Source organism: Methylobacterium sp. P5_C11 (assembly GCF_054049775.1).
Genome location: NZ_JBFULS010000050.1, coordinates 1 through 20,039, shown reverse-complemented (window position 1 = coordinate 20,039; position 20,039 = coordinate 1). Strand labels below are relative to the sequence as shown.

Annotated in this window: 21 protein-coding genes; 11 read left to right on the top strand and 10 right to left on the bottom strand. The window is 69.1% G+C overall.

Annotated elements, in window-relative coordinates:
• Nucleotides 1-41: 41 nt before the first annotated feature.
• A complete protein-coding gene (locus tag ACXJKQ_RS21535; RefSeq protein WP_457107736.1) occupies nt 42-470 on the bottom strand; it encodes a flagellar assembly protein FliX in 429 nt (142 codons plus the stop codon).
• A 241-nt stretch (nt 471-711) separates the two neighbouring features.
• Here ACXJKQ_RS21535 and ACXJKQ_RS21530 point away from each other — a divergent pair, with 241 nt between their 5' ends.
• From ACXJKQ_RS21530 to ACXJKQ_RS21520, 3 genes are read left to right on the top strand one after another with little or no spacing between them, the layout of a single operon-like run.
• A complete protein-coding gene (locus ACXJKQ_RS21530) occupies nt 712-1,848 on the top strand; it encodes a flagellar basal body P-ring protein FlgI (RefSeq protein ID WP_457107735.1) in 1,137 nt (378 codons plus the stop codon).
• A 25-nt stretch (nt 1,849-1,873) separates the two neighbouring features.
• Complete coding sequence (locus ACXJKQ_RS21525; RefSeq protein WP_457107734.1) at nt 1,874-2,233, top strand: rod-binding protein; 360 nt, start codon at nt 1,874-1,876, stop codon at nt 2,231-2,233.
• On the top strand, nt 2,220-2,693 hold the full coding sequence (locus tag ACXJKQ_RS21520) for a hypothetical protein (RefSeq protein ID WP_457107733.1): 474 nt from the start codon (nt 2,220-2,222) through the stop codon (nt 2,691-2,693). The genes ACXJKQ_RS21525 and ACXJKQ_RS21520 overlap by 14 nt, the downstream gene beginning before the upstream one ends.
• Before the next feature lie 8 nt (nt 2,694-2,701).
• Here the strand turns inward: ACXJKQ_RS21520 and ACXJKQ_RS21515 are convergent, their stop codons facing one another.
• The 5 genes from ACXJKQ_RS21515 to ACXJKQ_RS21495 form a co-directional block, all read right to left on the bottom strand.
• A complete protein-coding gene (locus ACXJKQ_RS21515; protein WP_457107732.1) occupies nt 2,702-3,025 on the bottom strand; it encodes a porin in 324 nt (107 codons plus the stop codon).
• 1 nt (nt 3,026) lies between these two features.
• Nucleotides 3,027-3,287 carry a hypothetical protein gene (locus ACXJKQ_RS21510; RefSeq protein ID WP_457107731.1) on the bottom strand — a complete coding sequence of 87 codons (261 nt, stop codon included), beginning with the start codon at nt 3,285-3,287 and terminating at the stop codon, nt 3,027-3,029.
• Nucleotides 3,288-3,454: 167 nt separating this feature from the next.
• Nucleotides 3,455-5,059 (bottom strand): flagellin, encoded by a 1,605-nt coding sequence (locus ACXJKQ_RS21505; RefSeq protein WP_457107730.1) that lies wholly within the window; start codon nt 5,057-5,059, stop codon nt 3,455-3,457.
• Nucleotides 5,060-5,061: 2 nt separating this feature from the next.
• Entirely contained in the window at nt 5,062-6,945 is a 1,884-nt protein-coding gene (flgK, locus tag ACXJKQ_RS21500) for a flagellar hook-associated protein FlgK (RefSeq protein ID WP_457107729.1), read from the bottom strand.
• A gap of 34 nt (nt 6,946-6,979) precedes the next feature.
• Nucleotides 6,980-8,365, bottom strand: a complete 1,386-nt coding sequence (locus ACXJKQ_RS21495) for a flagellar hook protein FlgE (RefSeq protein ID WP_457107728.1) — start codon at nt 8,363-8,365, stop codon at nt 6,980-6,982.
• A gap of 305 nt (nt 8,366-8,670) precedes the next feature.
• Here ACXJKQ_RS21495 and ACXJKQ_RS21490 point away from each other — a divergent pair, with 305 nt between their 5' ends.
• Together ACXJKQ_RS21490 and ACXJKQ_RS21485 are read left to right on the top strand one after the other, a co-directional pair.
• Nucleotides 8,671-9,138 carry a BLUF domain-containing protein gene (locus ACXJKQ_RS21490; protein ID WP_457107727.1) on the top strand — a complete coding sequence of 156 codons (468 nt, stop codon included), beginning with the start codon at nt 8,671-8,673 and terminating at the stop codon, nt 9,136-9,138.
• 7 nt (nt 9,139-9,145) lie between these two features.
• Nucleotides 9,146-9,604, top strand: a complete 459-nt coding sequence (locus tag ACXJKQ_RS21485) for a response regulator (protein WP_457107726.1) — start codon at nt 9,146-9,148, stop codon at nt 9,602-9,604.
• 48 nt (nt 9,605-9,652) lie between these two features.
• On the opposite strand, the gene ACXJKQ_RS21480 is transcribed toward ACXJKQ_RS21485, so the two are convergent.
• Nucleotides 9,653-11,266: a peptide chain release factor 3 gene (locus tag ACXJKQ_RS21480; RefSeq protein WP_457107725.1), complete on the bottom strand. Its 1,614-nt coding sequence runs from the start codon at nt 11,264-11,266 to the stop codon at nt 9,653-9,655.
• Between the two features lie 190 nt (nt 11,267-11,456).
• On the opposite strand from ACXJKQ_RS21480, the gene ACXJKQ_RS21475 reads away from it, so the two are divergent.
• Nucleotides 11,457-12,983: a DUF1800 domain-containing protein gene (locus ACXJKQ_RS21475; protein ID WP_457107724.1), complete on the top strand. Its 1,527-nt coding sequence runs from the start codon at nt 11,457-11,459 to the stop codon at nt 12,981-12,983.
• Complete coding sequence (locus ACXJKQ_RS21470) at nt 12,980-14,167, top strand: DUF1501 domain-containing protein (protein ID WP_457107723.1); 1,188 nt, start codon at nt 12,980-12,982, stop codon at nt 14,165-14,167. The genes ACXJKQ_RS21475 and ACXJKQ_RS21470 overlap by 4 nt, the downstream gene beginning before the upstream one ends.
• Before the next feature lie 260 nt (nt 14,168-14,427).
• On the opposite strand, the gene ACXJKQ_RS21465 is transcribed toward ACXJKQ_RS21470, so the two are convergent.
• Nucleotides 14,428-15,474 (bottom strand): threonine aldolase family protein, encoded by a 1,047-nt coding sequence (locus ACXJKQ_RS21465; protein WP_457107722.1) that lies wholly within the window; start codon nt 15,472-15,474, stop codon nt 14,428-14,430.
• A gap of 222 nt (nt 15,475-15,696) precedes the next feature.
• Between ACXJKQ_RS21465 and rpsU the strand changes: the two genes are divergently transcribed.
• Complete coding sequence (gene rpsU, locus ACXJKQ_RS21460; protein ID WP_457107721.1) at nt 15,697-16,032, top strand: 30S ribosomal protein S21; 336 nt, start codon at nt 15,697-15,699, stop codon at nt 16,030-16,032.
• Nucleotides 16,033-16,265: 233 nt separating this feature from the next.
• Here the strand turns inward: rpsU and ACXJKQ_RS21455 are convergent, their stop codons facing one another.
• Entirely contained in the window at nt 16,266-16,658 is a 393-nt protein-coding gene (locus tag ACXJKQ_RS21455; RefSeq protein WP_457107720.1) for a response regulator, read from the bottom strand.
• A gap of 321 nt (nt 16,659-16,979) precedes the next feature.
• On the opposite strand from ACXJKQ_RS21455, the gene ACXJKQ_RS21450 reads away from it, so the two are divergent.
• Nucleotides 16,980-17,765: a class II glutamine amidotransferase gene (locus tag ACXJKQ_RS21450; protein ID WP_457107719.1), complete on the top strand. Its 786-nt coding sequence runs from the start codon at nt 16,980-16,982 to the stop codon at nt 17,763-17,765.
• 101 nt (nt 17,766-17,866) lie between these two features.
• The gene (locus ACXJKQ_RS21445) at nt 17,867-19,300 is read left to right on the top strand and encodes an NAD-dependent succinate-semialdehyde dehydrogenase (protein ID WP_457107718.1); all 1,434 of its coding nucleotides are present in this window, start codon (nt 17,867-17,869) and stop codon (nt 19,298-19,300) included.
• A gap of 43 nt (nt 19,301-19,343) precedes the next feature.
• Here ACXJKQ_RS21445 and ACXJKQ_RS21440 read toward each other — a convergent pair whose 3' ends face one another.
• Entirely contained in the window at nt 19,344-19,550 is a 207-nt protein-coding gene (locus tag ACXJKQ_RS21440) for a SlyX family protein (protein WP_457107717.1), read from the bottom strand.
• Nucleotides 19,551-19,824: 274 nt separating this feature from the next.
• On the opposite strand from ACXJKQ_RS21440, the gene ACXJKQ_RS21435 reads away from it, so the two are divergent.
• The coding region (locus tag ACXJKQ_RS21435) for a helix-turn-helix domain-containing protein (protein ID WP_457107716.1) at nt 19,825-20,039 on the top strand (215 nt) is incomplete at its 3' end.

The window sequence follows — 20,039 nt, the reverse complement described above, 5'->3', positions numbered from 1 at the left end:
CGATGTCGAGGCCGAGACTTGCAGATCCCCGCAAAGCCCGATCAGACGCTTCGCGCAATCTCGAGCTTGGCCAATTCAACGGCGGCGCGCAGCTCGATCTCGGCCATCAGGCCGTCGAGCCTCGGATCGCCGGAGAGACCGGCGCGCTCGTTCAACCGGCCGGCGATGGCACGCAGGTCCTGCGGGGCGACGCGGCCGCCGAGCAGCGCGGCTTTCAGCCGGTCCAGGCCGTCGAGCAGATCCTGTCCGCGCTTGGCCGTGCGCCGACGGCGCTCCTGCGGGGTGTCGGCCTCGGTCTGGAGCAGAAGGACCGCATCGAGCCCTGCCAGCGAGGCGGCGGCGGCCGGCGCCCCGGCGCCCGAAGTGGAGGCAGGAGCGGCGCCGAGGCTGAAGCCGGCGCCACCCTCGGGTCGCCGGGCGGCCGCGACACCGCCCGCGCTCTGGATCGGCTGGCGAGTCTCGACACGCATGATCCGGCTCGCGTTGCTCCAAGCGCCCCCGCGCAGAACCGGAAACTCGGCCTGCAGGGTTAAGCGCGGGTAAACGAGCCGGCAGAAGCTGCCGGGTCGGCAGCTTCTGTGCCGGCATCCCGAGGCCTCCCGGTTTCGGCAGGCGAGAAAGATACAGTCTGTTCAAAGGCTTGCGGCGTCAGCGCGACTGGCACGACCCTGGCAGGATGGCGGCAGGTCCGTTTACCCTCGAACATCCGGCATGCGCCCGCGTCACGCGTTCAGTCTTCTCAGGTTTCTGCTCGGTGCCCTCGCGGGCGCCGTGCTGATCGCCGCCCTGCCCGGCCCGGCCTTCGCCCTGTCGCGCGTCAAGGACCTCGCCTCCATCGAGGGCGTGCGCCAGAACCAGCTCGTCGGCTACGGCATCGTGGTCGGCCTCAACGGCACCGGCGACACGCTCAACAACATCCCGTTCACCAAGCAGTCCCTCCAGGCCATGCTGGAACGGCTCGGCGTCAACACGCGCGGCGCGACCATGCGGACGCAGAACCTCGCCGCCGTGATGGTGACGGCCAACCTGCCGCCCTTCGCGGCGCAGGGTACCCGGATGGACGTGACGGTCTCGTCGCTGGGCGACGCCAAGTCCCTCCAGGGCGGCACCCTTCTGGTGACGCCACTGCTCGGCGCGGACGGCGAGGTCTACGCGCTGGCGCAGGGCTCGGTGGCGATCGCAGGCTTCTCGGCCGAGGGCGACGCCGCCAAGATCACCCGCGGCGTGCCCACGAACGGCCGCATCTCCAACGGCGCCAACATCGAGCGCGAGATCGCGTTCAAGCTGAACGACGCCCGCTCCCTGCGCCTGTCCCTGCGCAACCCCGACTTCACCACGTCGAAGCGGATCGCCGCGGCGATCAACGACTTCATGGGCGCCGACACGGCCGAGCCCACGGATCCGGCCACGGTCACGATCCAGATCCCGGCCCGCTACAACGGCAACATGATCCGCCTGATCACCGAGGTGGAGCAGCTGAAGGTCGAGCCCGACCAGACCGCCCGGGTCGTGGTCGACGAGCGCTCCGGCATCATCGTGATGGGCCGGGACGTGCGCGTCTCCACGGTGGCGATCGCCCAGGGCAACCTCACCGTGACCATCACCGAGCAGCCGCAGGTGAGCCAGCCGGCGCCGCTGTCCAACGGCCGCACCGTGGTGGTGCCGCGCACCGGCCTGAAGGTCGACACCGGCGACGGCAACAAGCTCGCCCTGGTCAAGGAAGGCGTGAGCCTGCGCGAGCTGGTCGATGGCCTCAACGCGCTGGGCGTCGGCCCGCGGGATCTGATCTCGATCCTCCAGGCGATCAAGGCCGCCGGCGCGCTCCAGGCCGATATCGAATTGATGTGACGAACCGGACGCGGAGGGTCGAACCATGCTGCAACTCGCCAGTCTCGCGGCCAGCGCCGCCGCCAGCGTCGGGACTTCGGCCGCCGGGAGCGCCGTCGACGGGATCATCAAGACCGCCAACAAGGCGAAGGCCTGGAAGACCGCGACCGAGTTCGAGTCGATGTTCCTGGAGAACAGCCTGGATCGCCTGACCCAGTCGGAGGGCACCGACGGTCCCCTCGGCGAGAACGGCACCGGCGGCGGCGTCTACCGCTCGATGCTGACCAAGGAATACGCGACCCAGATCGTGAAGAGCGGCGGCGTCGGGATCGCCGATTCGGTTTTTCGTGAGATCATGAAGATGCAGGGTGCGGCGGGCGAGGGAGCGATCCATGCAAAGGGCTGAACCGCTGCGCGTCGCGGACCGCGTCACCGCCGAGGCGCTGGTGGCCGGCGTGCTCAGCAACATGGCTGCCCTCGAGGCCGTGCTCGACGAGGAGGCCGCCTACGTCCGGGAGGGCCGGCTTCAGGAGGGTGTGGCCGCAGCCGAGCCGAAGGCGGCGCTGGCCGCCGCCTACATGCAGGGGCTCGAGGTCGCGAAGGCGAATGCCGTGGCGCTGAAGCGCTTCCATCCCGACGGGGTCGAGACCCTGCGGGTGGCCCATCGCCGTTTCACCGCGGCCGTGGAGGCGAACCAGACGGTGCTCGCCAGCGCCAAGACCGTGTCGGAAGGGCTGATCAAGACCCTGGCTGAGGAGATCGGTCGGGCGCAAATGCCCACGGGGTATGGTCGGCAGACGCCGGCGCCCTCCCCCTACGGTCGCGGTGTCCGCAGCGGCCCGCTGGTCCTGTCGCGGAACCTGTAAATCGCGGCTCAGCGGCGGCCGGTGCCGATCCGAAGGTAGGTCCGGACCTCGCCGAGATCGGTGTCGGCGCGGTTGTCGATCGCGAGTCGGGCGGAAACGGCCGGGACGGCCGCGAGGCCGTGGCCGGCGCGCAGGTCCGCCCCGGCGGTGACGCGCCCCGAGATGCGGATGCAGTTGTCGCTTCCGGGCAGGCGCATGAAGCCCTGCCCCTTGGACGGGCACGGCACCGGCGCGGGGGTGACGGGCGCCTTCCGGACGTCGACGGCCGCGGCCGTCCCGCCGAGGGCCAGGACCGCCGCGACGGCCATCGGCAACCCCAGACGGCCGCGCATCTCAGGCGGCCCGGCGCGCGAGATCCCGGTGCAGCCCGTCGATGTAGCGCTCGACCTCGGTGATCGATCGGTCAAGATCGGGCTCGAGGATGCGCAGACGGGCGAGGTCGCGCAGGAGGATGTCGAGGGCGATGGCGCACTCGTCGGGGTGTCCATAGCCCGCGACATACGTTTCGACGGTCCGCTCCACCAAGACGCGCGCGTTGCACGGGGGTGCGGCTCCGAGACGAAGGATCAGTGCGATCGGTCCGGACAGCGGCATGCCGGCCTCTCCTCGATCGAGAATCAGCGCACGTGCGCGTCGATGATTCGAGGATCAATCCCGGAAAGCGGCAAGACTATGGTCATTGCGGCTCAAGACGACGCATTCTCACGCCGCCCCGCAATCGGCCGACGCCGCGCGGTTCCGGTTCGATCTCGGCATTGGCGTCAGCTGATGTAGTTCACAAGCGACAGCTTCGAGAGCGTGGCGGTCACCTGATAGCTGGCCTGGAGCCGGTTCTGTACGTCGAGAAGCTTGGCCACGACTTCCTCGGTGGGCGCCTGTTCAATTCCGTCGAGGGTGTTCTGGACGGTGTTCTGCGTGGCCTTGTTGGTGGTGCTGGCGTTCGAGAGCCGCGTCGCCGCGATGGTGAGCTGCGTGACCGTGTCCTGAACGCTGGGCGTATGGTCGGCGGAGGCGAGCAGGCTGCCGGCCTTGGTCGCCACCGTCTGGTAGGTGTTGTAGGTGTTGGCGTCGTTCGTGGTGGGCAGGCCGAACGCCATGGTCGCCAGGCCGGCCAGGACGTTTTGGACCGTGGGGTCGTTGGCCCGGGCACCCGTGCCGACGCTGCCGGTGGCGCTCACCTGGACCGACTGCGTGTCGATCGCGGAGGTCGGCTTGGCCGGCGTCGTCGAGGTGTCGTAGGTGTTCTCGCCCTGGTACCAGAGCACCGTGTTCTGGGGCGTCGCTGCCGTGTAGCCGACCGGCCTTTGGCTGGCGTCGTACACGATGCGCTGCGGCATGACCCCGGACCCCGACGGGCCGCCATTCGCAGCGCCCGCGAAGAAATCCGACGCGACCGCCGCGGTGGCGTTGACCGCCAGCGTGCTGCCGGCCGCACCCGTCAAGGCATTGTTCAGCGTGGTCGACAGGGACGCCATCGTCTGCGCGGGCGTCGAACCGATGGCGAAGCTGGTGGTCGATTTCGGGTCCGCGCTGGTCGCGGCCGTGAGCGTAACGGTCGTCGAGGTGCCGTCCGCCATCTTCAGCGCGAACGTCACGGTGTCGCCGACGGCCGGCTGGGTCGTCATATTCAGGGTGAAGGTGCCCGGGCTGGTGCCGGTGCCGGCCGTGTAGGTCGAACTGAGCGCCGAGCCGGTCGTCGTCGGTGCGCCGGCCAGGGTGAAGCCGAACTTCCCCCGGGTCGCGTCGTTCGACTCCTCGGTAACCTGGACCGTCGTGGTGGGATTGGCCGGCGTCTGCGTCAGGCGACCGTTGCCCCCTGCCCCGAGCTCCGCGGTGACCCGCTGCGAGATCAGGGTCGAGAGACCGTCGAGCTTGTTGCCGCCCGAATCGGTCGTGCCGTTGAGGATCTTGTCCGCGTCGACGACCGGTTGGGTGGTGGTGTTGGTTCCGCCGAACAGGTAGTTGCCCGCCGCCGACTCGTTGAGCGTGTCGAGCGCCGTCTGCAGGTTGGCCATCGCCGTCGAGCGACCGGCGACCGAGTTCGCCGCGACGCTCTGCAGGCCGTTCTGCAGCGCCGCTCCGGTGCTGGTCCCGAGGGTCGCCACCTGCGTCAGGCTCGTGACCGCCATGCTGGTCCGAGTCTGCGCGGCGGTGATGCCGGACGCGTAGCCGCTGAGCGCGCTGAGGGTCGCCTGGGCGGCAAGGGCGGTCGAGCGCCCGGAGCCCAGGCCCCCGTACGTCTGCGAGACCTGCCCGCTGGAAAGCTGGTTCGACAGGTTGTTGAGCTGGCTCTTCAGCGTCAGGAGCTGCGAGGCATTCCGGGTCGTCAGGTAGGAGCCGGCCGCGAAGGGGGCGATCGTCGTCATGATCAGATCTGCAGCAGCTGAGTGAGCATATCGCGCGCCGCCGTGAGCACCCGGGCGTTGGCGCCGTAGGCGGTCTGCAGGGCGATCAGGTTCGACATCTCCTGGTCGATGTTGACCCCCGCCCCGGAGGAGAACCGGCTCTGGGCCGTGGAGAGCGCGGTCTGCTGGGTGGCGTCGAGCGCCGAGGCGTTCGAGGCCGCCGCCCCCTGTGAAGCGATGACGTCCTGGGCGAAGCCCACCACGGTCGCGCGGTAGGGGGCCGAGACGCCGCCGATGCCGCTGGACGACGAAAAGGTCTGCTGGGTGGACGTCAGCGCCGAGAACAGCTTCTGCGCGCGCGCGCCCGACGCGCTCGTATCCGTGGCGCTCGTGGCCGTGAGCGCCGACGTGTTCCCCGACAGGGCACCGTTCACGGTCAGGCGCTGCGCGAAACCGGTGAGCTGCGAGCCGCCGTCGAACGAACCGGTGTAGAGCTTGTTGCCGGTGCCATCGACGAACAGCGCGATCGACGGGTTGCCGGTGTTCAGGTCCGAGGCCGAGACGGCCGAGACGTTGGCGGTCGCCGCGGCGACGACCTTGCCGGCCGCCGCCAGCGTCAGGGTCGCGCTCGTCGCGGTCGAGGACACCGGGGTCGCCGACAGGGTCGGCAATTGATAGGCGCCGCCCGATAGGTTGAAGGTGGAGAACGCCGACTGGATCGCCGCCGCGTAGGTGCTCGGGCCGCCGCTCGCGTTGAAGGTCAGCGTCAGCCCGCTCGCGTCCGTCGTCTGGGCGGCCGGCACGATCGTGCCGCTGGAGGTCGCCGAGGCCACCAGCGTCACGTTGCGGACCGCTCCGTTGTTGTCGGTGACCGGGAACGTGATCGTGTTGCCGGGCTGCATCGTCGGGACGGTGACCTGCGTGTCGGTCCCGCTGTAAGTCCCGGTCGTGGTCGTGTTCGTCAGCGCGGTCGAGAGGCCGGCGGCGAGGTCGTCGAGCTGGCGCTGCGCCTGCGGCAGGGTCTGGTCGCGCATCTCGATCTCGGCGGCCAGGCTGCCGGACCGGAGCACGCCCGGCGCGCCGAGATCGATCTTGCCGCCGCCCGGCAGCGTCGCCGTGATGGTGCCCACCGTGCGCTGGCTCGGATCGGTGGCGTAGCTTGCGGAGGCGTCGAGGACCCCGCGCCCGTCGAAGCTCAGGCTCGCAGCGTTCCCGCGATCCACCAGCGTCACGCCCGACTGGGTCATGACCGAGACAGTGCCGTCCCGCTGCTGGACCGTCTGCACGTCCATGTAACTCGACAGGCTGTTGATCGCCTGATCGCGCTGGTCCTGCAGGTCGGTCAGGGACGCGCTGTCGGTGGTGTTCTGGATCTTGCCGTTCAGCTTCGCGATGTTGGACAGGATCGTGCTCGCGGCACTCGTGTCGGTGCCGAGCTGCGATTCGATTCCGGTGCGCAGGTTCTGCACCGTGCCGGCGGAGCTGTTGATCAGGCTGGCCAGTGCCGAGGCGTTGCCCAGGACCGTCGTGCGCGCGGCCGCCGAGGTCGGATTGGCGGCAAGCTCCTGGAGGGATTCGGTGAAGGTGTTGAGCGTGCCGTCGAGGGAGGTCGAACTGCCCGGCGTCCCGTAGAGCGCATCGAGCTGAGTGGCGATTCCGGACTTGGTGCTGGTGTAGGCCGCCCCCGAGGTCTCCAGCCGGAGCTGGTTCAGGGCCGCAGCGTCGAAGCTGCGGGTGATCTGCCCGACGGCGACACCCGAATTGTTGGGGCCGTTGGCGACCGTCGAGAGGGTGCGCTTGACGTAGCCCGCCGTGCCGGCATTGGCGACGTTCTGCGAGACGACGTTGATCGCCGCCTGCGTGGCGGCCAGCCCTGCGGTCGCGGTGGAAATCGCGTTCAGCGACATGTCACGGCCTCCGCGGCTCGAATCCCGTCGTCAATCAGCGGATCACGTTGAGCAGATCAGACATCATCGTCTGGGCCGTCGACATCACACGCGTGTTCGCAGAGTAGGCCTGCTGGGTTACGATCATCTTAGAGAACTCGGTCGCAATGTCGGTATTGGATTGCTCGACGCTGGCGCCCGAGATGGTGCTGCCGTTGAGACCCGCCAGCGGCGGCCCGGAATCGGCCGACTGAAGATAGTTTCCGTTGGAATCGGCTTTCAGCCCGTCGGGATTTGCGAAGTTGACGATCCCCACGGAGGCGAGGGCCACCACCGAGCCGTTCGAGAAGGTCCCGTTGACCTTGCCGTCCGCACCCATCGCGACGCTCGTGAGCGTACCGGAACTGTTCCCGTTCTGCGTCAGCGAATTGGTCGTCGCCGCGCCTGACGTGTCGGCGTACTGCGTCAGGCCCGCCGAATCGATGTTCATGTTCAGGTTCGAATAGGTGTAGTCGCCGATCGTCACCGGACCGAGAGCGACCGGGTTGCCCGACGGGGATGTCAGCTTGCCGGTCGAGTCGAACGTGAAGGTCGTGCCGACATTGTTCCAGTCGGATGTGCTGAGCGCGGTCGGGTCGGTCGCGTAGTACAGGTTCCACTTCGCCGGCTGGGACGGCGTCGTCGAGGCATCCTGAACCTTGGCCCAGCGTGTCGTCAGCGTAACCGGCGCACCCGTCGACGTGTAGATTGGCAAAGACGGACCCGCGATGCTGTTGCTCAGGAAGGTCGTAACGGCGCCGGCCTGGGTCGAATCGACCTTGACGCCCGTCTGCCCGGTACCGTTGAGCACGACGGCCGAGGCATTCTGGTCGTAGAGATCAGAGCCCGATGTCGAGGAGGCCGACGTGTTGGGCGTCGCGGGCAGATTGGCCGCGTAGGTGATCGTCGTCGTCGCCTGGGCCGGAAGCGACGTGTTCCCGAGCTTGATCAGCCCGGTGCTGGTCGTCTGACCCGTGATCGGATCGAGATTGGATCCGGTCAGGTACCCGCCCGCGCCGTTGACGAGATAGCCGTCCTTGTCCTGGGAGAAGTCGCCACGGCGCGTATACAGGTTGGTGCCGCCGAACGTCGCGGCGCCACTCGCGTCGCCGGTCTTCTGCACCACGGTGAAGAAGCCCTGGCCGTTGATGGCCATGTTGGTGGGCACGCTCGACGAGACGATGTTGCCCGCCAGCGTATTGGTGAGCTGCGACTGGGCCAGCACCGATCCGGCGACCTCGCGCTTCGGCGTCGATTCGGACATCAGGTCGACGAAGCTGGTGTCGATCCGCTTGAAGCCGGTCGTCTGCGAGTTCGCGATGTTCCCGGAGATGTTGCTGATGGCGTAGGATTGCGCCTGGAGTCCGGAGACCGAGGTCTGAAGGGCGGTGAAAAGATCCATGGCGAACGATCCCGATGCGCGCCGCACTGACCCGCAGATTCGGGGTCCGCAACCGTCGTGCCAGGGCTAAGCCCTTGATAAATCAGAGCCCTGGCGCCCGGGACCCGGCAGGCTTCGCCGAGCGCGGCGGCCGGCTCGGCAGATCCTGCCGGGTGCGATGTCTCCCGGTACGGTCCCGCTCGCGCGGCCCGCGACGTTTACGGGGTGTTATTCCAGACGCGCGATGATGCCCGCCGGGCTAGGTTCGGGCGCGGAGCGTCCTGCCCGGAAGCACTGAACGGGTACGGATTTCGGATCTCGGGGTCATGCGGGCGAAACGGACCAGCCTCGTCCACATCATCTACTTCTCGCGTCTCAATCTGTCGTCGGACCCGGCGAAGAGATCAGAGCAGATCAACGAGATCGGCCGGACCGCCCAGAAGAAGAACGAGTTCGCGGTGATCACGAGCTTCATGATCATCGAGGGCAATTTCGCCTGCCAGGTGATCGAGGGCGAGCGCACGTCGGTGCACGAGACGTTCGACCGCGTGAGCGCCGACAGCCGGCACCGGGAAGTTCAGATCAACGAGTGGCGCGAGATCACCAAGCGCGAGTTCGTCCATTCGTTCAAGAGCGCGCAGCGCACCGCCGGCAACGACACGCTGTTCGCCAAGGCCAACCTCTTGCCGATGCTCCAGCGCGGCACGCCGAAGGCGTCCGCGATCCACAGCCTCTGCCTGTCGCTCCAAGCCGACGCGATGACCCGTCAGGGCATCGACCACCTCTTCATCTGAGTCGCCGATGTCCGAGAGCGATACGCCCCCGATCCTCATCGTCGACGACCAGGAGAAGCTCCTCCGGCTCATCGTGATGCTGATGACCCGCATCGGCTTCCCCGATGTGGAAGGTGTCACCAACGCGCCCGAGGCGCTGGAGCGGATGCGGCAGCGCCGCTACGCCCTGGTGATCTCCGATCTCGACATGGAGCCGATGGACGGGCTCAGCCTGCTGCGCGAGATCCGCGCCGACGACGCGCTGATGAACACGCCCTTCATGCTCACCGAATCGTCCTTCGATTTCGAGGACATCAACCTCGCCCACCAGGCGGGTGCCGACGCCTTCATCCTCAAGCCGTTCGACATGGCGGTGCTGAAGACGAAGCTGAAACAGGTGCTCAACCGCAAGCCGCGCAAGCGCGAGGCGCCGATGGCGGCCGAGTCGAGCCTGAGCGTGGAATTCCCGATGCTGGGGAAGTTCTGAGGCGCCTGTCCTGCAGGGGCAGCCGCGGGACGAGCGCCCTTCGCCCCCTCACGCCGCCCGCTTCTGATAGTCCTTCACGTCGGTGAACCGCACCGCCGGATAGCGCTCCTCCTCGTAGCGGAGGGAGAAGGCGGTCGTCGCCATGAAGACCGGCGCCCCATCGAGGTCCTTGGCCATGGCCGAGCCGTGCGAATCGATGAACTTGTCGAGGTCGGCCTCCGAGTCGGACGACACCCAACGGCAGACCGAGAACCGTGAGGTCTCGTAATCCACCGGCAGGCCGTATTCGGCCTGGAGCCGCTCCTTGAGCACGTCGAGTTGGAGCGCGCCGACCACGCCGACGATCGCCTGACTGCCGTCCTGCGGAACGAAGACCTGGACGACGCCCTCCTCGCCCATCTGCTGGAGCGCCTCGCGCAGCTTCTTGGCCTTCATGGCGTCGGTGAGCTTGATCCGGCGCAGGATCTCGGGAGCGAAGCTCGGCACGCCGCGGAACACCAGATCCTCGCCCTCGGTGAGCGTGTCGCCGATCCGGAGGGTGCCGTGATTCGGGATGCCGACCACGTCCCCGGCATAGGCCTCGTCCGCGATGGCGCGGTCCTGCGCGAAGAAGAATTGCGGGGCCGACAGCGAGATCGGCTTTCCGGTGCGCACCAGTCGCGCCTTCATGCCCCGGTTCAGCTTGCCCGAGCAGACCCGCATGAAGGCGATGCGGTCCCGATGGTTCGGGTCCATGTTCGCCTGGATCTTGAACACGAAGCCGGTCATGCGCGGCTCCGTGGGCTCCACGAGGCGCTTGTCGGCGTCCTGGCCGCGGGGCGGGGGCGCGACCTTGGCGAGGCCGTCGATGAGGTCGCGCACGCCGAAATTGCGCAGCGCCGAGCCGAAGAAGACCGGCGTCAGGTGGCCTTCGCGGAACGCGTCGAGGTCGAACGGCTTGAGGCCGCCCTCGGCGAGCTCCACCTCCTCGCGCCACGCAGCCGCGGCGCCGTTCTCGGTGAGCAGCTCGTCGAACAGCGGGTCGTCCGGACCGGACACCGCCACCATCCCGGCATCCTCGGCGGCGTCGAGCCGGCGCACGCGGTTGCCGCCGAGCTCATAGGTTCCCGAGAAGTTGCGGCCGGTGCCGATCGGCCACGTGACTGGGGCGACGTCGAGGGCGAGCGTCTTCTCGATCTCGTCGAGCAGCTCGAACGGGTCGCGGGCCTCACGGTCGAGCTTGTTGATGAAGGTGACGATCGGGATGTCGCGGAGACGGCAGACCTCGAACAACTTGCGCGTGCGCGCCTCGATGCCCTTCGCCGCATCGATCACCATCACGGCCGAATCGACCGCCGTCAGCGTCCGGTAGGTATCCTCCGAGAAATCCTCGTGGCCGGGCGTATCGAGGAGGTTGAAGACGCAGTCGCCGTACTCGAAGGTCATCACCGAGGTGACCACCGAGATGCCGCGCTCCTTCTCGATGCCCATCCAGTCGGAGCGGGTCGAGACCCGGTTGCGCTTGGCCTTGACCTCGCCGGCGAGCTGGATCGCGCCCCCGAACAGCAGCAGCTTCTCGGTGAGCGTGGTCTTGCCCGCGTCCGGGTGGGAGATGATCGCGAAGGTGCGCCGCCGCGCCACCGGATCGGCCGGCTTCGCTTCGGTCTTGGTCTGCATCAGCATGGAGCGAACGCTCTGGGTCGGCGGAACGTGGTCGCGCGGCGCGCGGCCTCGCGCGGTGGATCTCGGGATCGTGTAGCGGCAAGCCCCGATATTGGCAAAGACGCGGGCTTCACGGGGCGGCCTTTCAGGCACGGTACAGGGCGCCGGCAACAGGCTGCCCCGGCCGATCCACCGTCCGGGCAAGGCTCCGATGTCGCGCGCCGCCACACGCCGTCTTCTCGTGACCACGCTGCTGCTGGCCTCGGCGAGCGCGGGCCTCCGTGCGGCGGACGCGCCGCCGCCCGCGGCCGCCGACGCCGCCTTCCTCAATGCCCTGACCTGGGGGGCCTCGCCCGCGTCCTTCGCGCAGCTTCAGGCCGAAGGACGGGTGCGCTGGCTGCAGGCACAGCTCCATCCGCCGACCGAAACGCGCCTGCCACCGGCCGCGCAGGCCGAGGTCGACGCGCTGACGCCGCAGGGCAGCCTGCTCGAACGCGCCCAGGCCCTCGACGCGCAGGCCAAGGCGTTCAAGGACATCGCGGATCCCGACGCCCGGAAGGCCGCCCAGCAGGCGTTCCAGGCCGCGCTGAACACGCATGCGCGGAACGCCGCCTCCGTCTGGGTGCTCCGGGCGCTCTACAGCCCGGACCAGCTGCGCGAGCGGCTGACGTGGTTCTGGTTCAACCGGTTCAACGTCCACCAGGGCAAGTCCACCCTGCGCGCCGCCGTGGGCGACTACCTCGACACGGCGATCCGCCCGCACGCCCTCGGGCGATTCCGCGACTTGCTCATGGCGAGCCTGCGCCACCCGGCGATGCTGCGCTACCTCGACAATGCCGACAACGCCGCCGGCCGCATCAACGAGAACTACGCCCGCGAGATCATGGAGCTGCACACGATGGGTGTCGGCTCCGGCTACACGCAGGGCGACGTGGAGGCGCTGGCCCGGATCCTCACCGGAATCGGCATCGACCTGAAGCCCGAGGATCCGAAGCTCCGCCCCGACCACGCCGCCGACTTCCGGCGGGACGGATTGTTCGAATTCAACCCGAACCGGCATGATTACGGCGACAAGGTCTTCCTCGGCGGGCACATCCAGGGCCGCGGCTGGCTGGAGGTCGAAGAGGCGGTGGACCTGATCGCCCGCAGCCGCGCCACCGCGACGAACGTCTCTCGGGCGCTCGCCGCCTACCTCCTGGGTCAGGCGCCGGACGAGGCGCTCGTGGCCCGGCTCGCGGCCGTCTTCAGCCGGAGCGACGGCGACATCGCCGCCGTGACGGAGGCCCTGGCGCGCGAACCGGCGCTGACGGCCGAGCGCAGCGGCGCCTTCAAGGTTCCGGTGCGCTACGTCTTCTCGGCCCTGCGCATGGCCTACGACCAGCGCGTGATCCGCAATGCCGGCCCGGTGCTCGGCTGGCTGAACCGCCTCGGCGAGGGGCTGTTCAACCGCTCGACGCCGGACGGGTACCCCCTCGACGCCGCCGCCTGGAGCGGTCCGGGGCAGCTCGCGACGCGGTTCGAGATCGCCCGGCAGATCGGGTCCGGATCGGCCGGCCTGTTCAAACCGGCGCCGCCCGATCAGGCCGAGGAGCCGGCCTTTCCGGTGCTCGCCAACGGGCTCTACTTCTCGACCGTGTCCGCCACCCTGTCGGCGGCGACGCGGGCGGCCCTCGCCCAAGCGGTCTCGCCGCAGGACTGGAACACCCTCTACCTCGCCTCGCCGGAGTTCATGCGATGAACCGTCGCGATCTGATCCGCGCCGCCGCGGCGCTGGGCCTGTCCACGGTGGCCGGCCGCGTCTGGGCGGCCCCGAAGGCCGATGCGCGCCTCCTCGTGGTGTTCCTGCGCGGCGCCTACGACGCCGCCAACGTGGTGATCCCCACCGGGAGCGATTTCTACTACCGGTCGAGGCCGCATCTCGCGATCGCCAAGTCGGACGCCGCGGACCCCAAGGCTGCCCTGGCGCTCGACGGCGACTGGAGCCTGCACCCGGCGCTTCGGGACACGCTCCTGCCGCTCTACGCGAACGGTCAGGCGGCGTTCGTACCCTTCGCCGGCACCGACGACCTGACCCGGAGCCATTTCGAGACCCAGGACACGATCGAGATGGGCCAGAACGTGGGCTCCGCCCGCGACTACAATTCCGGCTTCATGGCCCGGCTCGCCGCCGAGCTGACCCGGATCCGGCCGATCGCCTTCACAGACCAGATGCCGCTGATCTTCCGGGGCCGCGAGACGGTGCCGAACATCGCCATCAACGGCGTCGGCAAGCCCGGCATTGACGACCGGCAGGCCCGCCTCATCGCCGCCATGTACAGCGACACCAAGCTGGCCGCCGCCGTGGCCGAGGGGTTCCGGGTGCGCGACGCGGTCTACCAGTCGATCTCCGACCATGCGGCGCAGGCCGACCGGGGGGCGGTTTCGCCCAAGGGCTTCGAGCTGTCGGCCCGGCGGATCGGCCGCCTGATGCGCGACACGTTCAATCTCGGCTTCGTGGATGTCGGGGGCTGGGACACCCACGTGAACCAGGGCGCCGGCACCGGCTACCTCGCCGACCGGCTCGGCGAACTCGGACGCGGCCTCTCCGGCTTTGTCGAGGAGATCGGGTCCGGCTGGTCCGACACGGTCGTGGTGGTGCTGTCCGAGTTCGGGCGCACGTTCCGGGAGAATGGCAACCGCGGCACGGATCACGGTCACGGCAGCGTCTACTGGATCCTGGGCGGCGGCGTCCGGGGCGGCCGCATCGCGGGACCGCAGGTCCGGGCCGACGAGGCGCACCTGTTCCAGAACCGGGATTATCCGGTCCTCACCGACTACCGGGGGCTGCTCGGCAGCCTGTTCCGGCGCCTGTACGGCCTCGATCAGGCGAGCCTGCGCCGGATTTTCCCGAGCACCGACACGACGGATCTCGCGCTGCTGTAGGGGCCGAGTCGCCGAAGCGTCGCACCCACCCGTCCCTCTCAAGCCTGGGCTTTCGGCGCCACCGTCATCGCGAGCGCAGCGAAGCGACCCAGGGCAGCATGACATCGGCAGGCGTCGCGCGACACTGGATTGCTTCGCTGCGCTCGCAAGGACGACCGTGCGCACGTCGCACAAGCGTGTTGACACTCCTCAGGGAGACTCGACACCAGCGCGCGAAACACCTTTTGAAGGGTTGGCTCAGCACTTCGGTGTCCACCCGCTCAGGCCGCCGCGGCGGCCAGCGCGCGCAGGTCGCCGACCAGCGCGTCCACCCGCTCGGGCCGCGCATCCCAGGCGAACATGAACCGCGCCCCGCCCCCGATGAAGGTGTAGAACCGCCAGCCGCGGGCGCGCAGCCCGTCCATGGTGGTGGCCGGCATCGTCAGGAAGACGGCGTTCGCCTCCACGGGGAACAGCGCCCGCACCCCCGGCAGCCCGGCGACCGCCTCGGCGAAACGCCGGGCGCAGGCATTGCCGTGGGCGGCATTCCTAAGCCACGCGCCGCTCTCCAGCATGCCGACCCAGGGGGCGGCGAGGAACCGCATCTTGGAGGCGAGCTGGCCGGCCTGCTTGCAGCGGTAGCCGAAATCCTCCGCGAGCCGCCGGTCGAAGAACACCACGGCCTCGCCGGCATGCATGCCGTTCTTGGTCCCGCCGAAGCACAGGACATCGATACCCGACCGCCACGTCATGTCGGCCGGACTGCAGCCGAGGCTCGCGCAGGCATTGGCGAAGCGCGAGCCGTCCATGTGCAGGGCGAGCCCCAGTTCACGGCACGTCGCCGACAGCGCCCGCAGGTCCGCGAGGGTGTAGACCTGCCCCGTCTCGGTGGGCTGGGTGATCGTCACCACCCGCGGGCGCGGGAAGTGGATGTCGCTCCGGTTCTGGGCCAGACCGCGGATCGCATCCGGCGTGAGCTTCCCGCCCTCGGTCCGGACGGTCAGCAGCTTCGAGCCGTTGGAGAAGAATTCCGGTGCGCCGCACTCGTCGGTCTCGACGTGGGCCGAGTCCGCGCAGATCACGCTGTGGTAGGACTGGCACAGCGCGGCCAGCGCCAGGGCGTTGGCGGCCGTGCCGTTGAACGCGAAGAACACCTCGCACTCGGTTTCGAACAGGTCGCGGAACGCGTCGGCGGCCCGCTCCGTCCAGGCGTCCTCGCCGTAGGCCGGCGCATGGCCCCGGTTGGCCGCCTCCATGGCCGCCCAGGCTTCCGGGCAGATGCCGGAGTAGTTGTCGCTGGCGAATTGCTGCGAGTCGTCGTGTCTCATCCGCGCAACCTAGCACGGCGGCGGCGCAGATGGATCGCGCAGGCAGGTTGGAACTGGTGCGCGCTTGGTGTAATAGCCCCGCCAAGGCGTGAGCTCCACGCCGATTCGGAAACCGACGTTCCCGTCCCTCCCGGGTTCAATCCGGGCGAGGGACGTTGCCGGTTTCCAGATCGGCGGCGGGCCGCGTGAACCCAGAACTTCAGGTCCAGAGGATCAAGTCCGTTGCAGGTACTCGTTCGCGACAACAACGTCGATCAAGCGCTCCGCGTCCTCAAGAAGAAGATGCAGCGCGAGGGCATCTTCCGCGAGATGAAGCAGCGCAAGGCTTATGAGAAGCCGTCCGTGCGCAAGGCTCGCGAGAAGGCCGAGGCCGTCCGCCGCGCCCGCAAGCAGGCCCGCAAGACCGCGATCCGCGAGGGCCTGATCGCCGCGCCGAAGCCGAAGCCCCGCTTCCCCGCCGGCGGCCGCCGTCCCGGCTTCCCGTCCCCGTCTCCGACGCAGGCCCCGGGCGGCAGCGCCGCCGGTCAGGCCCCGGCCGGCACGACGCCCGCCGCCTGAGCTGCCCCGAACCGGTTTTGAGAGAGCCCGGCCCGCGCGAGCGGTCGGGCTTTTTCTTTGGAGCATGCCGGGCGACGCCGGACCCGCGGTTGCAGCGACCGACCCCGGCCCCATCCGGCAAGCACAATGACGTGACCCGGCACTGAACCACGAGGGCCGCTGTCGAGCCGCCCTCGGTCGCGCCCCTGCGCGTGATGTCGGAAAGGGGCGCGGTACGGGTTCGCGCCCTGGGCTCAGGCTGCCTTCGCGGCCATGGTTGCGTGCTCGGCCTGGACCAGCACGTCGAGGGCTCGCCACGGCTTCTGGATGTAGACGGCCTGATCGGGCAGCCGTGCATCCCGGCTCGCCCCGGAGGTGACGACCACGCGCACGCCCGGCCAGCGCCGCTTGACCGCCTGTGCCAGGGACACGCCATCCATCGCGCCCGGCAGCCGCACATCGGCGAAGAGCAGCGCGACGGTGACGTCCGACCGCTCCAGAACCGAGAGCGCAGCCTCCGCAGTGTCGCAGGCGATCACGCCGAGATCGGTCTCCTCCAGCACCGCGGTCGCGAGGTCGCGCACCGCCGCGTCGTCCTCGACGACGAGGGCCACGGGGCCGGAACTATCGGGCGTTGCGCGATCCATGAAACTCTCCTGCTGCCGGTAGGTCGCCCCGTCTCGGGCTGTCGCCTCAGGGGCGAACTTCTGATTCCCCGATTCGGCCATGCTGGCCTGACATGAGTCGGCTCACAAGAGTCGGGTCGCTCGAACGGGGCATGCCTGCCCTGCGAACAGCCAGCCCCATTTTGATGCGGAACGCTCGAAAATGGCGCAGTTTCCGTGCGGTTAAGAAACTGTTCACCGGCGTGGACCGACTGTTAACCTCCTGCGACGGAACGTCTCCGCCTGAGGCGCGGCGTTGCATCGGATCGAGTGCGGATCACAGCGAAAGGATCATCGTCCGACATGTGCCGTTTCCTCGCCTATAGCGGTGAGCCGGTCTTCCTCTCCGACCTCGTCTGCGCGCCCACCCATTCGCTGGTGCATCAGTCGCTGCACGCCGACGAAGGGAAGACCGAAACCAACGGCGACGGGTTCGGTATCGGCTGGTACGCCGAACGGCCGGAGCCGGGTGTCTATCGCGACATTTCCCCGGCTTGGTCGGACGAGAACCTCGTGAACCTCTGCGGGCAGGTCCGGGCGCGAACCTTCTTCGCCCATGTCCGCGCCTCGACCGGCACCGCGACCGCCCGGGCGAACTGCCACCCGTTCGTCTACGGCCGGCACCTGTTCATGCATAACGGCCAGATCGGCGGCTACCATCGGATCAAGCGCCGGCTCGAGGCGCTGATCCCGGACGCCTATTACGACCACCGCCGCGGCAGCACCGATTCCGAGGCGATCTTCCTGCTGGCGCTGGCCAACGGCCTGGAGGCCGATCCCGTCGGCGCCATGGCGCGGACCTTGAAGACCGTCCGCGAGCTGATGGAAGCCGCCAACGTCTGCGAGCCGCTGCGCTTTACGGCGCTGCTCACCGACGGCGAGACCCTCACGGCCTACCGCTGGGCCTGCGACGGTCGTCCGCCGAGCCTGTACTTCCGCGAGGGGCCGGGTGGCATCGTCGTGGTCTCGGAGCCGATCGACGGCTGCCGCGAGGGGTGGCAGGTGGTGCCGAAGGGCGCAACCCTGCGTGCCCGTCACGGGACGGCCACGGTCGTGCAGGCTCCGGAGCCTGCCCGCGCGGCCGCCTGACGACAGGCCGCCCCAGCCATACCGCCACGGGGATTGCCGAGACGCGCCACATCGCCACATTCCGCCTGCGGCCGAAGGTGCGGCCGAGCGGGAATCGACCGATGTATCCGGATACCGAGCTTCACATCGCCGGGCGCTGGCGCGCGGGTGCCGACCGCGACACGTTGGGGGTCCTCAACCCCGCCACGGGCGAGACGATCGGCCAATGCGCCGTCGCCACCACGGCGGATCTCGACGAGGCCCTGGCGGCCGCGTCCCGTGCATTCCCGGCTTGGCGGAAGGTCGCCCCCTTCGAACGCGCCAAGGTGATGCGCAAGGCGGCCGACCTGCTGCGCGCCCGGGTCGACGAGATCGCCCGGATCATGACCCTGGAGCAGGGCAAGCCCCTCGCCGAGGCGCGCGTCGAGACTTTGGCGGCGGCGGACATCATCGACTGGTTCGCCGAGGAGGGGAAGCGCGCCTACGGCCGCGTCATCCCGGCCCGCGCGGACGGCGTGCTGCAGGTGGCGGTGCGCGAGGCGGTGGGTCCCGTGGCCTGCTTCACCCCCTGGAACTTCCCGATCAATCAGGCGGTCCGCAAGATCTCGGCCGCCCTCTGCACCGGCTGCACGGTGATCCTGAAGGGACCTGAAGACACCCCGGCGAGCTGCGCCGCCCTGGTGCGGGCCTTCCTGGATGCCGGCATTCCGGGCGACGCTCTCTCGCTCGTCTACGGCGACCCCGAGACCATCTCGGCCTACCTGATCCCGCACCCGGTGATCCGGAAGATCTCGTTCACCGGATCGACCGTGGTCGGCAAGAAGCTCGCCGCGCTCGCCGGCGAGCACATGAAGCGGGCCACCATGGAACTCGGTGGCCACGCCCCGGCGATCGTGTTCGGCGATGCCGACGTGGAGAAGGCCATCGCGGTTCTCGCCCCGTCGAAGTTCCGCAACGCCGGTCAGGTCTGCGTGTCGCCGACCCGCTTCCTGGTCCACGACTCGGTCTTCGACCGCTTCGTCGAGGGCTTCACCACCTTCGCCAAGACCCTTCAGGTCGGCGACGGGCTCGATCCCGAGACCAAGATGGGTCCCCTCGTCCACGCGCGGCGCCTCGACGCCATCGCGGCGCTCACGGCGGATGCAAAGTCCAGCGGCGCGACGCTGCGCGCCGGCGGCAACCGCATCGGAAACCAGGGCAACTTCTTCGAGCCGACGGTCTTCACCGAGGTGCCGCTGACCGCCCGGCTCATGAAGGAAGAGCCGTTCGGCCCCGTCGCGATGATCAACCGGTTCTCGGATGACGAGGAGGCGCTGACCGAGGCCAACCGCCTGCCCTACGGGCTCGCGGCCTACGCCTACACCCGCTCCGCCGAGCGGGCGGCCCGGGTGTCGAACACGGTCGAGAGCGGGATGATCTCCATCAACCACCACGGCCTCGCCCTGCCGGAGACGCCGTTCGGCGGCGTCAAGGATTCGGGCTACGGCAGCGAGGGCGGCCCGGAGGCGCTGGACGCCTACCTGGTCACCAAGTTCGTCACGCAGGCGAACTTCTGACACGCCGGCCGGTGCGCCTGCGCGGCGCGCCGGCCGTCCCGCCTCAGTAATGCGGCGGCGGCGGCTCCGAGCCCCGCGGCGACGCCCGGGCGGCCGCCTCCTCCACCTGATCCCGGAGCATGTCCAGCTGCCGCGCCAGCCGGTCGATCAGCCGCCACTGCTCGGTCACGGTCCGGTTGAGGTCCTCGATCGTGGCGTCCTGCTCCATCAGGCGCATTTCCAGGCGATCGATCCGCGTGGCTTCGTCCATCTCCGACCTCCAGTCGTGCCGCGCCGAAAGCCGTCCCCGACCGGGACGGGTCGGCCTGTCGGCATCCGTGTCTCTACCTTGAAAGCAGTCCGACGACGGAGATGCCAACGCGGCGCGTCGCGGCCTCGGCGGCCCTGGTCGACGCGTCCCTCCGGATAAGTCTCGGAGGCGGCCCGCGCCCTTCCGTCAGTGGTCCGCCAAAGCCTTAGAGCCGTGCCCGGCCGCGTTGCGACGGGTTAGCGGTTTGCCGCGTTGAGTGGTGAAGGAGCCCTCGATGCCTTCACCGTTGTCTGTCGATCTGCGCGAGCGTGTCGTGGCGGCCGTGGCCGAGGGCGCCTCCTTCCATCGAGCGGCGGCCCGGTTCGGTGTAAGCGTGTCGAGTGCCAGCCGCTGGTCGGAGCGGTTCGCGCAGGAAGGCCACGTCGCGCCCAAGCGCGGTTCGCGCAGGAAGGCCACGTCGCGCCCAAGCCGACGGGCGGCGACGATCGT

Bases quoted from the DNA above. Each gene is read 5' to 3' on its own strand.
- ACXJKQ_RS21505 (WP_457107730.1), bottom strand. From the start codon at position 5,059: ATGACGACGATCGCCCCCTTCGCGGCCGGCTCCTACCTGACGACCCGG.
- flgK (WP_457107729.1), bottom strand. From the start codon at position 6,945: ATGTCGCTGAACGCGATTTCCACCGCGACCGCAGGGCTGGCCGCCACG.
- ACXJKQ_RS21485 (WP_457107726.1), top strand. From the start codon at position 9,146: ATGTCCGAGAGCGATACGCCCCCGATCCTCATCGTCGACGACCAGGAG.
- ACXJKQ_RS21510 (WP_457107731.1), bottom strand. From the start codon at position 3,287: ATGCCGCTGTCCGGACCGATCGCACTGATCCTTCGTCTCGGAGCCGCA.
- ACXJKQ_RS21465 (WP_457107722.1), bottom strand. From the start codon at position 15,474: ATGAGACACGACGACTCGCAGCAATTCGCCAGCGACAACTACTCCGGC.
- ACXJKQ_RS21440 (WP_457107717.1), bottom strand. From the start codon at position 19,550: ATGGACGAAGCCACGCGGATCGATCGCCTGGAAATGCGCCTGATGGAG.
- ACXJKQ_RS21530 (WP_457107735.1), top strand. From the start codon at position 712: ATGCGCCCGCGTCACGCGTTCAGTCTTCTCAGGTTTCTGCTCGGTGCC.
- ACXJKQ_RS21470 (WP_457107723.1), top strand. From the start codon at position 12,980: ATGAACCGTCGCGATCTGATCCGCGCCGCCGCGGCGCTGGGCCTGTCC.
- ACXJKQ_RS21480 (WP_457107725.1), bottom strand. From the start codon at position 11,266: ATGCTGATGCAGACCAAGACCGAAGCGAAGCCGGCCGATCCGGTGGCG.
- ACXJKQ_RS21475 (WP_457107724.1), top strand. From the start codon at position 11,457: ATGTCGCGCGCCGCCACACGCCGTCTTCTCGTGACCACGCTGCTGCTG.
- ACXJKQ_RS21535 (WP_457107736.1), bottom strand. From the start codon at position 470: ATGCGTGTCGAGACTCGCCAGCCGATCCAGAGCGCGGGCGGTGTCGCG.
- ACXJKQ_RS21455 (WP_457107720.1), bottom strand. From the start codon at position 16,658: ATGGATCGCGCAACGCCCGATAGTTCCGGCCCCGTGGCCCTCGTCGTC.
- ACXJKQ_RS21450 (WP_457107719.1), top strand. From the start codon at position 16,980: ATGTGCCGTTTCCTCGCCTATAGCGGTGAGCCGGTCTTCCTCTCCGAC.
- ACXJKQ_RS21490 (WP_457107727.1), top strand. From the start codon at position 8,671: ATGCGGGCGAAACGGACCAGCCTCGTCCACATCATCTACTTCTCGCGT.
- ACXJKQ_RS21495 (WP_457107728.1), bottom strand. From the start codon at position 8,365: ATGGATCTTTTCACCGCCCTTCAGACCTCGGTCTCCGGACTCCAGGCG.
- ACXJKQ_RS21515 (WP_457107732.1), bottom strand. From the start codon at position 3,025: ATGCGCGGCCGTCTGGGGTTGCCGATGGCCGTCGCGGCGGTCCTGGCC.
- ACXJKQ_RS21445 (WP_457107718.1), top strand. From the start codon at position 17,867: ATGTATCCGGATACCGAGCTTCACATCGCCGGGCGCTGGCGCGCGGGT.
- ACXJKQ_RS21520 (WP_457107733.1), top strand. From the start codon at position 2,220: ATGCAAAGGGCTGAACCGCTGCGCGTCGCGGACCGCGTCACCGCCGAG.
- ACXJKQ_RS21525 (WP_457107734.1), top strand. From the start codon at position 1,874: ATGCTGCAACTCGCCAGTCTCGCGGCCAGCGCCGCCGCCAGCGTCGGG.